Below are 13,817 nucleotides of genomic sequence, written 5' to 3'. Positions count from 1 at the left end.
CAGATAAATTTTCATAATACATCCAAGCCAAAATCAGTATTTTTCCATATGCACACAAAATGGCTGCCACCCGGACAGCCATTTCCCATATCTCTTTATTTTCCGGCTTCTTCTACAGCCGCTTTCATTTTCTTCACATACTCAGCCACATACGGCACACAATCCTCACCATACTTTGCAACGATCTTCACGATTGCCGATCCCACGATCGCACCATCGGAAAGGGATGCCATCTCCTTTGCCTGCTCCGGCTCGGCAATTCCAAAACCTACCGCGCAAGGGATATCTGTCACTTCTCTTACCTTCTCGATCATCTCACCGATATTGGTTGTAATCTGCTTTCTGACTCCGGTAACACCAAGTGAAGACACGCAATAGAGAAATCCTTCCGCTTCTTTTGCAATCATTTTGATTCTTTCATGGGAAGTCGGTGCGATCAACGATACCAGTTCGATCCCATATTCCTTACATACACCGGAAAGCTCTCCCTTTTCTTCAAAAGGAACATCCGGTACGATCACACCTGCCATGCCACATTCCACACTGCGCTGCATGAATTTTTCTTTTCCGTAGGTGTAGATTGGATTGACATAAGTCATAAATACCATCGGAATATGAATCTCATCCTTTACTTCTTTTATCGCATCAAATAATTTGTCCAATGTACAGCCCGCTGAAAGTGCCCGTTCATCAGCCTCCTGGATCACCGGTCCTTCTGCGATCGGATCAGAAAATGGGATTCCGACCTCGATCAGGTCTGCTCCTGCCTCCTGCATTGCAAGGATCAGTTTTTTCGTCACATCCAGGGACGGATCCCCTCCTGTGATAAATGGGATAAATGCTTTTTTATTTTCAAATGCTTCGCTTATCTTATTCATAGATTTCCACTCCTCTGTATCTAGCAATTGCCGCTACGTCTTTATCTCCACGTCCGGATACGGTTACAACGATGATCTTGTCCTTGTCCATAGTCGGTGCCAGCTTCATTGCATAGGCGATCGCATGTGCACTTTCTACTGCCGGGATGATTCCCTCTGTTCTTGACAGATATTCAAATGCATTTACCGCTTCCTCGTCGGTGATCGGCACATACTCCGCTCTTCCTTCATCTGCAAGCATTGCATGCTCCGGTCCGATTCCCGGATAATCCAGTCCTGCTGAAATCGAGTAAACCGGTGCGATCTGTCCGTCTTTGTTCTGGCAGAACAGAGATTTCATACCATGGAAAATTCCAGTTGTACCATTTGCGATCGTTGCCGCATTTTTCTCAGTATCCACACCAAGTCCTGCTGCCTCACATCCGATGAGCCGGACTTCCTTATCCGGAATAAATTCGTAAAATGTTCCCATCGCATTGCTTCCGCCTCCGACACAAGCAATCACTGCATCCGGAAGACGTCCTTCTTTTTCCAGCATCTGCGCTTTGATCTCTTCTCCGATGACCTTCTGGAAATCACGGACGATCATTGGAAATGGATGTGGTCCCATAACAGAACCTAATACATAAAGAGTATCATCCATACGGTTTGCCCATTCCCTCATAGTTTCGTTGACCGCATCTTTGAGCGTCATGGTTCCGCTTGTAACAGCATGCACCTTCGCTCCAAGAAGCTCCATACGATAGACATTCAGTGCCTGACGGTCCGTATCCTCTTTTCCCATAAAGATTTCACATTCCATATCCATCAGTGCTGCTGCTGTCGCTGTTGCCACGCCGTGCTGTCCGGCTCCGGTCTCTGCAATAACACGGGTTTTTCCCATTTTCTTTGCAAGAAGCACCTGTCCTAAAACGTTGTTGATCTTATGTGCACCGGTATGATTGAGATCTTCACGTTTCAGATAAATCTTTGCTCCGTCAAGATCTCTGGTCATCTTCTTTGCCTCATATAAAAGTGACGGGCGACCTGCATAGTTCTTTAACAGATCATCCAGTTCCCGGTTAAATTCCGGATCATTTTTATATTTCTCGTAGGCTTCTTCTACCTCATGCACCGCATTCATCAGTGTTTCCGGCACATACTGTCCGCCGTATTCTCCATATCTTCCTTTACTCATGATTTCGTACCCTTTCTATGAATTCCTCTATTTTTGTTTCATCCTTCACGCCATCCGTTTCGACTGCGCTGCTCACATCCACCGCAAACGGATTGCATCTGGAAATATTTTCGTTTACATTTTCTGCATCCAGACCACCTGCAAGAAAATATGGCTTTGTAAGCTTTGGGATCAGTGCTTTGTCAAAACCGGTTCCGCTGCCACCATATTGCCCTTTTACATAAGTATCCAGAAGCAGATAATCCACATCCAGCTTTTCTGCCTCCAGAATCTGCTCTTTTGACTGCACCCGCACCGCCTTGATAAGCGGAGTATCCGGCAGGTTCTTCCTGATCTCTTCTATATAACAGTCATCCTCATTCCCGTGAAGCTGCACCAGCTGAATGATCCCTTCCCGGCAAAGTTCTGTGACATTTTGAATCGGTTCATTTACAAAAACTCCAACTGCCGGAATATCCGGATCCAGTGCTTCACGTAGTTTTCCCGCCTGTTTTTTGTCAATTTTTCTCTTGCTTTCCGCAAATACAAACCCGACAAAATCCGGCTTCAGGCGATTCACGATCCCGATGTCTTCCGGTCTTTTCAGACCACATATTTTAATTTTAGTTTTTCCCATTTATAAGCTTCCACCATTCAGTTTTTCAAGCGCCGCTTTCTTATCCGGGCTTCTCATCAGTGTCTCACCGATCAATACCCCGTTCACTTTCGCCTCGCGCAGTTTTTCAATATCTTCCGCTGTCTTTATCCCACTTTCTGCCACAAAAAGAACATTTTTCGGTGCCAGACCGCGAAGCCGGATGCTGTTACCGATATCCACGGTGAAATCCTTCAGATTCCGGTTATTTACACCGATTACCCTTGCTCCCGCTTCAATCGCTGACTGCATTTCTTCTTCATCATGGACTTCCACCAATGCGGAAAGGCCAAGCCGGTCCGCAACTTTTATGTATCTTTTCAGTGTCTCGGTATCCAGAAGTGCACAGATCAGAAGCACCACCGAAGCCCCCAGTGTCTTTGCCTCATAGATCATATACTCATCAATGGTAAAATCCTTTCTGAGCACCGGGATCGATACATTTTCCGTAATCTCTTTCAGGTAAGCATCCTTCCCCTGAAAATATTTTGGCTCTGTCAGACAGGAAATCGCGGCTGCCCCTGCTTTTTCATACTCCCTCGCAATCTCCAGATACGGGAAATCCTGCGCGATCACACCCTTTGACGGGGACGCTTTTTTCACCTCACAGATATAATGGATCCCCGGCTCTGCAAGTGCCTTTTCAAATGGGAATCCGGTATTGGCATCCATCGCCATTGCCCTTCTGCAGATTTCCGAATACGGAACCTTTCTTTTTGCTTTTTCCACACGCAGCTTCGTATCTGCTGCAATCTTTTCTAAAATCATTGCCCTCTCCTATTTTGCTGCGACTGCTTTTGTTGCCTCACGGAACTCTTCGTACTTCTTAAGTGCTGCTCCGCTCTCGATCAGTTCTTTTGCTTTTTCCACGCCTTCGGCAAGCGAGATTCCGTCAATTCCAAGGTAAAGTGCCATACCTGCATTCATCAGAACCACATCTCTCTTTGCCCCAGTCTCTTTTCCGGTCAAAATATCCATCGTGATCTGTGCATTTTCTTCCGGTGTTCCCCCGATCAGATCAGCAAGCGGGCATCTGGACAGCCCGAACTGTTCCGGTGTGATCGTATAAGAAGTAATTTCTCCAAAACGAATTTCGTGTACATCCGTTTCTCCGGTGAGTGTAATTTCATCCAGCCCGTCCTCGCCACATACGGCAACGCCCCTGGTCACACCCAGGTTGGAAAGTACCTCTGCCATCGTTCCTGCAAGCTCTTTATCATATACACCGAGAAGCTGCATGGTTGCCGCTGCCGGATTGGAAAGAGGTCCGAGAATATTGAATACCGTTCTCACTCCCAGCTCCTTTCTGACCGGTGCCGCATATTTCATCGATGAGTGGTAAACCGGTGCAAACATGAAGCAGATACCAGTCTCGTTTAATACTTTTTCATTCTGCTCCGCAGTAAGTGCAACTTCCACACCAAGCTTTTCAAGAACATCAGCCGCTCCGCTCCGGCTAGACACGCTGCGGTTTCCATGCTTTGCAACCGGCACGCCGCCTGCTGCCACTACAAATGCAGAGGTTGTGGAAATGTTGAAGGTTCCCACCTGGTCTCCGCCCGTTCCGACGATATCAATGACTTCCCTCTCCGGTTTGATCTTCACACCCTTTTCACGCATCACTTCTGCAAATGCGGTGATCTCATCAATGGTCTCACCCTGCATGGAAAGTGCCATCAAAAGACCTCCCATCTGCGCCTGAGTTGCAGTACCATCCATCATTTCTTCCATGACACCTCTTGCCTCTTCGTATGTAAGATCTTCTTTTCTTGTTAACTTTGCAATTGCTTCTCTGATCATAATTTTTGTCCTCCATCTTGTCTGCCTTGTTGTCTCTGCTATTTTATGTAAAATGTATTTTGTTAAATTTTCACGTGTACCTGAAATCCTTACTTCTTCTTTCTGTTCGATACCATATGATCCAGGCAACACCTTTCCTCTCTACAGCCCCAGGAAATTCTCCAGAATCTTCCTTCCCTTCGGTGTCAGAATCGATTCCGGATGAAACTGTAATCCGTACACCGGATACTCTTTGTGCTGGACTGCCATCACTTCTCCGTCATCTGCAGTAGCTATCACTTTTAAAGTTCTCGGTATCTTTTCGGTATCCGCCGCCAGAGAATGGTATCTTGCCGCATCGATTTCTTCCGGCATTCCATGAAAGATCGGACTTGCTGTGTCAATTTTTACGTTGCTTTTTTTACCATGCATCAGTTCCTTTGCATGGATGATCTCACCACCGTAGGCTTCGCAGATCGCCTGATGCCCAAGGCAGACTCCCATGATCGGAAACTTGCCCTGCAGCTTCTGTACTACTTCTTCACACACACCGGCATCCTTTGGATATCCCGGTCCCGGAGATAAGATGATCTTATCCGGATGCAGATTCTCAATTTCTTCTACCGTAAGCTCATCATTTCGGATGACCTTAATATCCGGGTTGATACTTCCTGCCATCTGCACCAGATTGTAGGAAAAGCTGTCGTAATTATCAATTAAAAGAATCATTATTCCAGTACCTCCTTTGCTGCCTTGATCGCATTCATCACAGCTGCTGCTTTGTTTGCTGATTCCTGGTATTCATTTTCCGGAATACTGTCGGCTACAATTCCGCCGCCCGCCTGTACATAGACTCTTCCGTCTTTCTTGACTGCCATCCGGATCGCAATACAGGTATCCATATTGCCGGTGAAATCCAGATATCCGAGTGCGCCTCCGTAGACACCTCTCTCTTCGCTTTCCAGCTCCTCGATGATCTCGCATGCACGGATCTTTGGCGCACCGGAAAGAGTTCCTGCCGGAAGTACAGACTCGATCGCGCTGAGTGCATCACAGTCATCCCGGATATCTCCTTCCACCTGTGAGCAGATGTGCATGATCTTTGAATACTTGTGGATCATCATATATTTCGTAACTTCCACCGAATCGAATTTGGAAATCCGCCCCAGATCATTTCTTCCAAGATCTACCAGCATGTTATGCTCGGAAAGCTCTTTTTCATCGGAAAGAAGATCTGCTTCCAGTTTCTGATCCTCTTCTTCTGTCAGTCCTCTTGGTCTGGATCCTGCTACCGGGAATGTGGTAAGCCTGCCATTTTCCAGCCGGACAAGCGTCTCCGGCGAGGTACTCATGATCTCTTCGTCATCAATCTTCATGTAAACCATGTACGGAGATGGGTTCGTGGTTCTGAGCACCCGGTAAGGATTGATCAGACTTCCCTCATACGGACTGGAAAACTGTCTGGAAATGACTGCCTGGAAAATGTCTCCGTCCACGATATACTCTTTTGTCTTTTCAACCAGCCTGCAATACTCTTCTTTACTGACGTTGCAGGTAAAATCAATCTTGCTTCTGGATACCGGAATGTCTGCTGTCTGCTGGCTTCGGATCAGGTTTGCCAGATCCTGGATCTGTGCGGTTGCCTTCCCGTAATTCTCCATCACCTTATCTGTTTTCATGTTGACGATAATGCTGATCTTCTGTTTCAGGTGGTCATAGGCAATCACTTTATCGAAAAGCATCATATCGTAATCATTGAAGGTTCCTTTTTTGATCTTCAGCTTCGGCTCTGCATATCCGATCATCGCATAAGCAAAATATCCGACAAATCCTCCGGCAAATGGCGGAAGTCCGGCAAGCCGCGGCGCTTTATAATCTTTCAAGATCTCCCGCAACACTTCAAGCGGTTTGTCTGTCACCTTTTCCGTTTCTTCGCCGTCCTTTTCTATCGTTACTTTTCCACAACTGCATTTTACACGCATCACCGGATCAAACCCAAAGAAAGAATAACGTCCCCACTTTTCGCCTCCCTCTACACTCTCCAGCAGATAATAGCGTTTGCTGACTGTTGCGAGCTTCCGTAGAAGTGTGATCGGTGTAATAACGTCTGCGTAAATCTCACGGCAAACCGGAATGATGTCATAATCCGGTGCCATTTTTAAAATTTCATCACAATCTGGGTACATGATTCTTTCCTCCTGAATTTTCGTTGTTGTTTTTATGTTGAGTAATCCTGTTTTTGAATGATTTACACCGGGCGTGCGTCTTTACACACCTCGATTACGCTACGCTGCATCTCGGTCGTGTGAAGACTGCTTATACGTCCTGTAAAGAATCATTCTTTGTGCGAGCACAAAATGATTCTTTTTCGGACGTGCACGCCCTCTTTGTAGCACGCAAAAAGAGCCTTTGTCCTCGTATAAGTTTTTCACTTATACAGGGACAAAAGCTCTTGAAATTCTACTTCTGCGGTACCACCCTTATTGTCGGTCTGCGCCGACCTCTCAACTGCGTACTGACATACACATCTCCTTGGTAACGGGCGAGCATCCCGTCAGCGTCTACTCCTACTCTGCAGTTTCAAGCTGCCCTCACAAGTCCATTCGGTAAAAACTCTTACTACTGCCTTTCCACCATCGGCAGCTCTCTGGAAATAAATATCTTTACTTACTCCTCTTGTTCATCGGTTTATTGCTTTAATTGGTTACAGTATATGCTGATATTTTCCATTTGTCAACTGATTTTTTTTTATTTATTTTTGCAAAATTCCGCAATTGTCTCAATTACTTTGTTCATCTGAAATGGCTTCGGCAGATGTGCATTCATTCCTGCTTCCATACATCTTCTGGCATCCTCTTCAAATGCATTCGCCGTCATTGCAATGATCGGAATATCTTTTGCATCCTGCCGGTTCATCGTGCGGATCCTTTTCGTTGCAGTGATTCCATCCATGTTTGGCATCATGATATCCATCAGGATCGCATCAAAAGTTCCCGGTTCACTTCCGACAAATGCATCGACCGCCTGCTGTCCATCCTTCACCAGAGTAATATGAGCGCCTTCATCCTTCAGCAATACCTCTGCAATCTCCGCATTCAGCTCATTGTCTTCCGCAAGCAGAAGACTGAGTCCAGAGATACTCGGAGTCTCCTCTTCCGGAAGGCTCTCCACCTTTTTCTTTTCCTGTGCCACCTCGAAAGGAAGCGTGATGATAAATGTACTGCCCTTTCCCTCTGTACTGCTCACTTCGATTGTACCATTCATTTTATGGACAAGTGTATTGACAATTGCCATTCCAAGTCCGGTCCCGTTATAAACACTTCTTGCGTCCGTATGCTCCTGCGCAAACGGTTCAAAGATATGCTTCAGGAATTCCTGGCTCATCCCTCTTCCCGTATCTGAAATGATCCATCGATAGGTGACAATTCCATCCTTCAACCCTAAATTTTCCAGACGGATCTTTACTTTTCCACCAACCTGATTATATTTCACACAGTTCCCATACACATTCAGGAAAAGCTGACGGACATGTAATGCACTCGCATACACATACGGGAACTCTACCTTATCCGATGTTCTGTCATACTCTATGTTAACACCTGCTTCTGCTGCACGTTGCTCCATGATCGTCAGAATATCCCGCGATAACTCATTTAAATTTACCACCTCATGTGCCAGAACCATCTCTCCACTTTCCAGTTTGCTCATCTGCAGCACATCATTGATCAGTGCCAGAAGATGATTGGCTGCTACCAGCATTTTCTCCCGGTTTTTATCTACCTGTTCTCTGTCGTCCGGATGCTTCGCGTCAATCTTAAGTAAACCGATAATTCCATTTAACGGTGTCCTTATATCGTGGCTCATCCGGGAAAGGAATCCTGTCTTCGCAGTGTTCGCCGCCTTCGCTTCCTCTGCCGACTTTTTGATTTCTTCTGCGTAACGCGCCTCCTTATAACTCCGCATTCCACGTTGCCAGTACAGCATCGCGATCAGGACCGCAAGGAGTGCACCTAACAGACTGTTCAGCCAAAGCTGTGATTTGGAATACCATCCTTCTTTCGGGCATATTTCAAAATACCAGGTATCATTCGGAACCTCACATACGACTTCCAGGGCATTATCCATCACCGGTTCCTCGCATTGCGCAATCGTGAGCTTTTTACCTGTGACAGGATTCTTTTTCCATACCTGATAATGATAAGATGCTTCCTCCAGCTTTTCCAGCTTAACCTCATCTATAAATTTCTCCCAGTCAATAACCAGAATCGTAAATCCCCAGAATTCTTCCTGCCCGTTTTCTCCTTTCACATAGACCGGATCGAATAATAATGCGCCATCTCCGCCCTGCACCAGCTGAAACGGACCTGCGATCGTATATTCTCCACTGTTTTTTGCGATTGTTGCACTTGTCTTCCGATCCGGGTCAGTAAGCATGTCCAGTCCCATTGCTTCTTCATTCCCACTCAGCGGATACACAGACGATACGGTGCCGCCTTTTGCCAGTTCGATCACATCGATCACATCATCATCGGCCATCATAAACCCGGAAAGCTCCGTAAAATGTTCATCGGATATCGTACTTCCGGACTCAATGATCTGTTTCAGCAGATCGGATTTTGACAGATATTTATTAATCTGCGCCTCTATTCTCCGGACTGTAGCCTCCGCTGTATACGTCGCTTTTAATTTTTCTTCATTTATGCGGTTCATTATCTGCAAATGCACCGCACAATTTATCCCGATAAACATAACAATAAATACCAGTATTGTCTTGTTCCGGATTCTCCCAGTATATTTTTTCTTATCCATAGCTGTATTTTCTCTTAGTTGTCCTCCAGAGCAAACTCTGTAAATTTCTCCATCTCTTTTGTTTTGAACTTGTTTTTATGATAGAAAATCTGACGATACATCGTAATTTCTATATCTTTCACATCCAAAAGTGTGAGTTTCTTTTTCTCAATATCATCTTCCACTGCAAAACGCGGCAGGAATGAAACGCCTCCCCCACGCATCAGCATTTTTTTGATAAATGCAGTATCACTGATCTCCAGCATCGGAGAAAGCTCTTTTCTTCTTAACGCCAGCTGACCATCAAGTGCCTGCCTGTAATTGGCATTGCGCTCTGTAAGATAAAAAGGCTCTTTCAGCAGATCATCAAGCAATAAATTTCTTTCTTTTGCCAATCGATGACTGACCGATGTCACAAACATAACCGGTTCTGCCTTCTCCATCACCTTGATCCAGTTGCTGTCCCATCTTGGTGTATCCAGAATATAAATCAGATCCAGTTCATTATGTTCCATCATCTGGATCAGCTTTTCCGGAGAATCTACCGTGATCCGGATAGAAACCCTGGGATACTGTTCCCTGAATTTCCTTATGATCTTTGGAAATTTCACCGTACACAGAGACTCGATCGTCCCGATGTGAAGTGGATTTTTCAATTCATCCGTATCATTCATGGATGCTTTTGCCTGATGAACATCATAAAGGATCCGGTTAGCATGCTCCAGAAATTCTTCCCCCTGCGGAGTAAGCACCACTTTCTTTCCTGTCCTGTCGAACAGCCTTTTCCCAAGTTCGTTTTCCAGCTGGCGGATCTGAACCGTCACTGCCGACTGCGAATACCCCAGCATCTCTGCCGTTCTGGAAAAGCTCTGCATCTGCGCGATCTGTATAAAAGTCTGTAATTGACGTAATTCCATCTTCTAACTCCATTATGAAAAATTTTCAACATCTTCATAAAATCTATGAATTTGTTTCACTCATAAGTTGATGGTACAATATAACTAATAAGACGTCAATCCTTTTTACGTACGTGAAACTATTATTTTACAGGAGGTTTACTATGTCCTTTATCAGTGTTTTTGATGTCATGGGACCGAATATGATCGGACCATCCAGCTCCCATACTGCAGGAGCTGCCAGAATCGCTCTGCTTGCAAGAAAGCTTCTCACCGGTTCTCTTAAAAAAGTAGAATTTACCCTTTATGGATCTTTTGCCAAAACCTATCATGGTCATGGTACGGACCGTGCTCTTCTCGGCGGTATTATGGGGTTTGCCACCGATGACGTGCGCATCCGCGATTCCTTCCAGATCGCAACAGACAACGGAATCGAATATTCTTTCATTCCGAACAACGTAGAAACCGACGTGCACCCGAATACCGTTGATATCCTGATGGTAAATGAAAAAGGGCAGGAGATGACGATCCGCGGAGAATCTCTCGGCGGCGGAAAAGCCCGCCTGTGCCGGATCAACGGTGTAGAGGTTGATTTTACCGGAGAATACAGCTCGATCGTCGTTGTCCAGAAAGATGCACCGGGCGTTGTTGCTTACATTACCAAATGCCTCAGCGAACTTGGAATCAATATCGCATTCATGCGTCTGTTTCGCGAATCCAAAGGAAATACCGCTTATACCATCGTAGAATCCGATGATCTGGTACCGGAAGATATCGCAGATACAATTAGAAGAAACAAAAATGTATACAACGTTATGGTTGTTCAGATGTAATTGGAAGGAGAATACAGATTATGGATTTTAGAAATGCAAAAGAATTATTAAAAGTCTGTCAGGAACAGAACCTTTCAATTTCTGCTGTAATGCTTCAGAGAGAGCTCACAGAAGGAGAACAGGATCCGGAAGAGACAGACCGCAAAATGGACCGTGTTCTTGAGATCATGAAATCAGCCGCTTCTACTCCGATCCATACCCCGGTCAAATCCATGGGTGGACTGATCGGTGGCGAAGCAAAAAAAATCTCAGATCACAAAGATGCCGGAAAAAGTCTTTGCGGGGATCTTCTGGAAAGAGCTGTCATTTACGCGATGGCAACTCTGGAAACCAATGCTTCCATGGGTGTGATCGTAGCCTCCCCGACTGCCGGATCTGCCGGTATCGTTCCGGGACTTCTGCTTGCCCTCCAGGAAACCTATGATCTTTCCGATGAACAGATCAAGCAGGGACTTTATAATGCCAGCGCGATCGGCTATCTTGCTATGCGCAATGCAACTGTCGCCGGAGCAGTCGGCGGATGTCAGGCAGAAGTCGGAATCGCATCTGCAATGGCGGCATCCGCAACCGTTGAACTGATGGGCGGATCCCCGGAACAGTCCCTTGCCGCAGCATCCACTGTTCTTATGAACATGCTCGGTCTGGTCTGCGACCCGGTCGGCGGACTGGTCGAATATCCTTGTCAGAACCGTAATGCTGCCGGTGTGGCAAATGCAACGATCGCTGCAGAGATCGCCCTTTCCGGAGTACGCCAGCTGATTCCATTCGATGAAATGCTGGAAGCTGTGTACACTGTAGGAAAGCGTCTTCCGGCAGAGCTTCGCGAGACAGCCCTCGGCGGATGCGCAACGACACCTTCTGCATGCGCAGCCTGCCATATGTGTGATTAAGCTGTGTAATGTTTTGCAAATATAGACCAACACACACTGCTTGCAATTTTACGATATAAAAAGCTTTGGCTTTTTATAAATGAAAAGCTTCTTTTTCAGAAACGGCCCTCCTGTTTTTCTGAAAAGAAGCTTTTTTGTTTACTTATTTTGATTTTCTCACTTACTATCATGACATCTCATAATAATGTGCATAAATTCCACCCTGCTCAAGCAATTCATCATGATTTCCCCGTTCAGCGATTCCATTATTTGCAACCACAAGAATCTCATCTGCATTGCGGATCGTAGAAAGCCGGTGAGCGATCGTGATCGTGGTCCGGTTCTTCGCAAGCTCTTCCAGGCTCTGCTGGATCCAGCGCTCACTCTCATTGTCAAGCGCACTGGTCGCCTCGTCCAGAATGAGGATCGGTGGGTTCTTAAGAAATACTCTTGCAATCGAAATCCTCTGCTTCTGTCCACCCGACAGACGGGTTCCTCGTTCTCCTACAAAGCTGTCATATCCATCCGGCAGGGACATGATAAATTCATGGATATTTGCCTTCTTCGCCGCATCGATAATTTCTTCCATCGATGCCCCCGGTTTTCCATAAGCAATATTTTCCCTGATCGATCCACAGAACAGATAGACATCCTGCTGTACCAGCCCGATCTGGCTTCTCAGACTTTCCAGTGTCAGCTTTCTTACATCCTGCCCGTCGATCGTGATCACACCTCCGGTCACATCATAAAATCTCGGAAGCAGGGAACAGATCGTCGTCTTTCCACTTCCAGACGGTCCCACAAGGGCAATGGATCTGCCAGCCGGGATCTTAAAGGATACCCGATCCAGTACCGGCGTATCATCGTCGCTGTAATGGAAAGAAACATCTTTATATTCCACTTCACCCTTTACATTTTCAAGCGGCTTCGCATCCGGTGCATTTACAATCTCCGGCTCCGTCTCCACAACATCCAGAAAGCGCCGGAAACCGGAAAGACCTTTCTGCATCATCTCGGTAAGCTCCACAAGAATCTGGATCGGGCTGATAAAAATTCCGATGTAAAGCGCATACATGGCAAGATCTGCAGCTTCCATTTTCCCATGTGCGATCAGCCATCCACCGAACACTAATGTGATCAGATACATCATTCCCTGGAAGAAAAGATTGCCGCTCATAAAGCTTCCCATACAATGATAGTTTGCATCTTTGGATACCAGAAATCCTTCATTGCTTTTCTTGAATTTCTCCCGTTCAATCTTTTCATTTGCAAAAGACTGCACCACACGGATTCCCGCAAGCGTATCCTGCAGACTGGAATTGACATCCCCGATCTTTCTCCGGTTGTCCATAAAAGTCTCCTGCATCTGACGGTTCTGCTTATAAGAAAAGATCAGCATAAATACAACCATCACAAGCAGCGGAACCGCCAGCCTCCAGTTGATAAGAAACAAAAATATGAACGATCCGACAATTTTGATCACAGATATAAATAAATTCTCCGGTCCATGGTGTGCAAACTCGGAAATGTCAAACAGATCCGATACCAGCTTACTCATCATCTGTCCTGAATTATTCTGGTCATAATAAGAAAAAGAAAGTCTCTCATAATGATCAAATAACTTCTGGCGCATATCCCGTTCCATATGTGCCCCCATCATATGGCCCTGATAACTGACATAATATTTACAAAACGTCTGTATGATATACATCACAAGCAAAGCCAGTCCGATCGGCAAAAGTGCTCCAAGAATCTGTGACGGATCCTCTATAAATAAAGTCTTTGTCAGTGATCGTAAAATCTGTGGAAATGCAAGATCCACCAGACTGATGATCGCCGCACAGATCAGATCCAGAAAGAATACTGTCCTGTACGGCGCATAATATTTTACAAATTTTTTCAGTGTATGCATCACTTTCTTTTGTGCAATGTCCGGATTCCCCGTTTTATCACACTTTACCTC

General features: G+C 45.8%; 12 protein-coding genes and 1 other annotated feature. Of the genes, 2 read left to right on the top strand and 10 right to left on the bottom strand.

The features are described from left to right. Positions 1-95 precede the first annotated feature (95 nt). The 9 genes from trpA to ACYQ5K_RS06225 all read right to left on the bottom strand — a co-directional run bounded on the left by trpA (position 96) and on the right by ACYQ5K_RS06225 (position 10,173). Positions 96-878: a tryptophan synthase subunit alpha gene (trpA, locus tag ACYQ5K_RS06265; protein WP_195231404.1), complete on the bottom strand. Its 783-nt coding sequence runs from the start codon at positions 876-878 to the stop codon at positions 96-98. Then, positions 871-2,055, bottom strand: coding sequence for a tryptophan synthase subunit beta (trpB, locus tag ACYQ5K_RS06260; protein WP_459777378.1), 1,185 nt, complete (start codon positions 2,053-2,055; stop codon positions 871-873). Before trpB ends, trpA begins: the two co-directional genes overlap by 8 nt. After that, the gene (locus ACYQ5K_RS06255) at positions 2,048-2,671 is read right to left on the bottom strand and encodes a phosphoribosylanthranilate isomerase (protein WP_173689347.1); all 624 of its coding nucleotides are present in this window, start codon (positions 2,669-2,671) and stop codon (positions 2,048-2,050) included. Before ACYQ5K_RS06255 ends, trpB begins: the two co-directional genes overlap by 8 nt. Continuing rightward, entirely contained in the window at positions 2,672-3,457 is a 786-nt protein-coding gene (gene trpC, locus ACYQ5K_RS06250; RefSeq protein ID WP_173689346.1) for an indole-3-glycerol phosphate synthase TrpC, read from the bottom strand. Positions 3,458-3,466: 9 nt separating this feature from the next. Then, complete coding sequence (gene trpD / locus ACYQ5K_RS06245; RefSeq protein ID WP_173689345.1) at positions 3,467-4,489, bottom strand: anthranilate phosphoribosyltransferase; 1,023 nt, start codon at positions 4,487-4,489, stop codon at positions 3,467-3,469. A gap of 141 nt (positions 4,490-4,630) precedes the next feature. Then, positions 4,631-5,197 (bottom strand): anthranilate synthase component II, encoded by a 567-nt coding sequence (locus ACYQ5K_RS06240; protein WP_173689344.1) that lies wholly within the window; start codon positions 5,195-5,197, stop codon positions 4,631-4,633. After that, a complete protein-coding gene (trpE, locus tag ACYQ5K_RS06235) occupies positions 5,197-6,657 on the bottom strand; it encodes an anthranilate synthase component I (protein ID WP_459777404.1) in 1,461 nt (486 codons plus the stop codon). The genes ACYQ5K_RS06240 and trpE overlap by 1 nt, the downstream gene beginning before the upstream one ends. A 246-nt stretch (positions 6,658-6,903) precedes the next feature. Further along, positions 6,904-7,161, bottom strand: a binding site (T-box leader). A 55-nt stretch (positions 7,162-7,216) separates the two neighbouring features. Beyond that, entirely contained in the window at positions 7,217-9,277 is a 2,061-nt protein-coding gene (locus ACYQ5K_RS06230) for an ATP-binding protein (protein ID WP_173689343.1), read from the bottom strand. Between the two features lie 14 nt (positions 9,278-9,291). Continuing rightward, the gene (locus tag ACYQ5K_RS06225; RefSeq protein WP_173689342.1) at positions 9,292-10,173 is read right to left on the bottom strand and encodes a LysR family transcriptional regulator; all 882 of its coding nucleotides are present in this window, start codon (positions 10,171-10,173) and stop codon (positions 9,292-9,294) included. Positions 10,174-10,316: 143 nt separating this feature from the next. On the opposite strand from ACYQ5K_RS06225, the gene sdaAB reads away from it, so the two are divergent. After that, positions 10,317-10,985: an L-serine ammonia-lyase, iron-sulfur-dependent subunit beta gene (gene sdaAB, locus ACYQ5K_RS06220; RefSeq protein WP_173689341.1), complete on the top strand. Its 669-nt coding sequence runs from the start codon at positions 10,317-10,319 to the stop codon at positions 10,983-10,985. A 20-nt stretch (positions 10,986-11,005) separates the two neighbouring features. Continuing rightward, positions 11,006-11,875: an L-serine ammonia-lyase, iron-sulfur-dependent, subunit alpha gene (gene sdaAA, locus ACYQ5K_RS06215; RefSeq protein WP_173689340.1), complete on the top strand. Its 870-nt coding sequence runs from the start codon at positions 11,006-11,008 to the stop codon at positions 11,873-11,875. 166 nt (positions 11,876-12,041) lie between these two features. Here sdaAA and ACYQ5K_RS06210 read toward each other — a convergent pair whose 3' ends face one another. After that, positions 12,042-13,766, bottom strand: a complete 1,725-nt coding sequence (locus ACYQ5K_RS06210) for an ABC transporter ATP-binding protein (protein WP_173689339.1) — start codon at positions 13,764-13,766, stop codon at positions 12,042-12,044. Between the last annotated feature and the right edge of the window lie 51 nt (positions 13,767-13,817).

It is taken from the genome of Allocoprococcus similis, assembly GCF_054660775.1.
This window is presented reverse-complemented; position numbering and strand designations above follow the sequence as displayed.

Excerpts from the sequence above, each read along its gene's own strand:
- trpA (WP_195231404.1), bottom strand. The coding sequence starts at position 878 with ATGAATAAGATAAGCGAAGCATTTGAAAATAAAAAAGCATTTATCCCA.
- trpB (WP_459777378.1), bottom strand. The coding sequence starts at position 2,055 with ATGAGTAAAGGAAGATATGGAGAATACGGCGGACAGTATGTGCCGGAA.
- ACYQ5K_RS06255 (WP_173689347.1), bottom strand. The coding sequence starts at position 2,671 with ATGGGAAAAACTAAAATTAAAATATGTGGTCTGAAAAGACCGGAAGAC.
- trpC (WP_173689346.1), bottom strand. The coding sequence starts at position 3,457 with ATGATTTTAGAAAAGATTGCAGCAGATACGAAGCTGCGTGTGGAAAAA.
- trpD (WP_173689345.1), bottom strand. The coding sequence starts at position 4,489 with ATGATCAGAGAAGCAATTGCAAAGTTAACAAGAAAAGAAGATCTTACA.
- ACYQ5K_RS06240 (WP_173689344.1), bottom strand. The coding sequence starts at position 5,197 with ATGATTCTTTTAATTGATAATTACGACAGCTTTTCCTACAATCTGGTG.
- ACYQ5K_RS06230 (WP_173689343.1), bottom strand. The coding sequence starts at position 9,277 with ATGGATAAGAAAAAATATACTGGGAGAATCCGGAACAAGACAATACTG.
- ACYQ5K_RS06225 (WP_173689342.1), bottom strand. The coding sequence starts at position 10,173 with ATGGAATTACGTCAATTACAGACTTTTATACAGATCGCGCAGATGCAG.
- sdaAB (WP_173689341.1), top strand. The coding sequence starts at position 10,317 with ATGTCCTTTATCAGTGTTTTTGATGTCATGGGACCGAATATGATCGGA.
- sdaAA (WP_173689340.1), top strand. The coding sequence starts at position 11,006 with ATGGATTTTAGAAATGCAAAAGAATTATTAAAAGTCTGTCAGGAACAG.
- ACYQ5K_RS06210 (WP_173689339.1), bottom strand. The coding sequence starts at position 13,766 with ATGCATACACTGAAAAAATTTGTAAAATATTATGCGCCGTACAGGACA.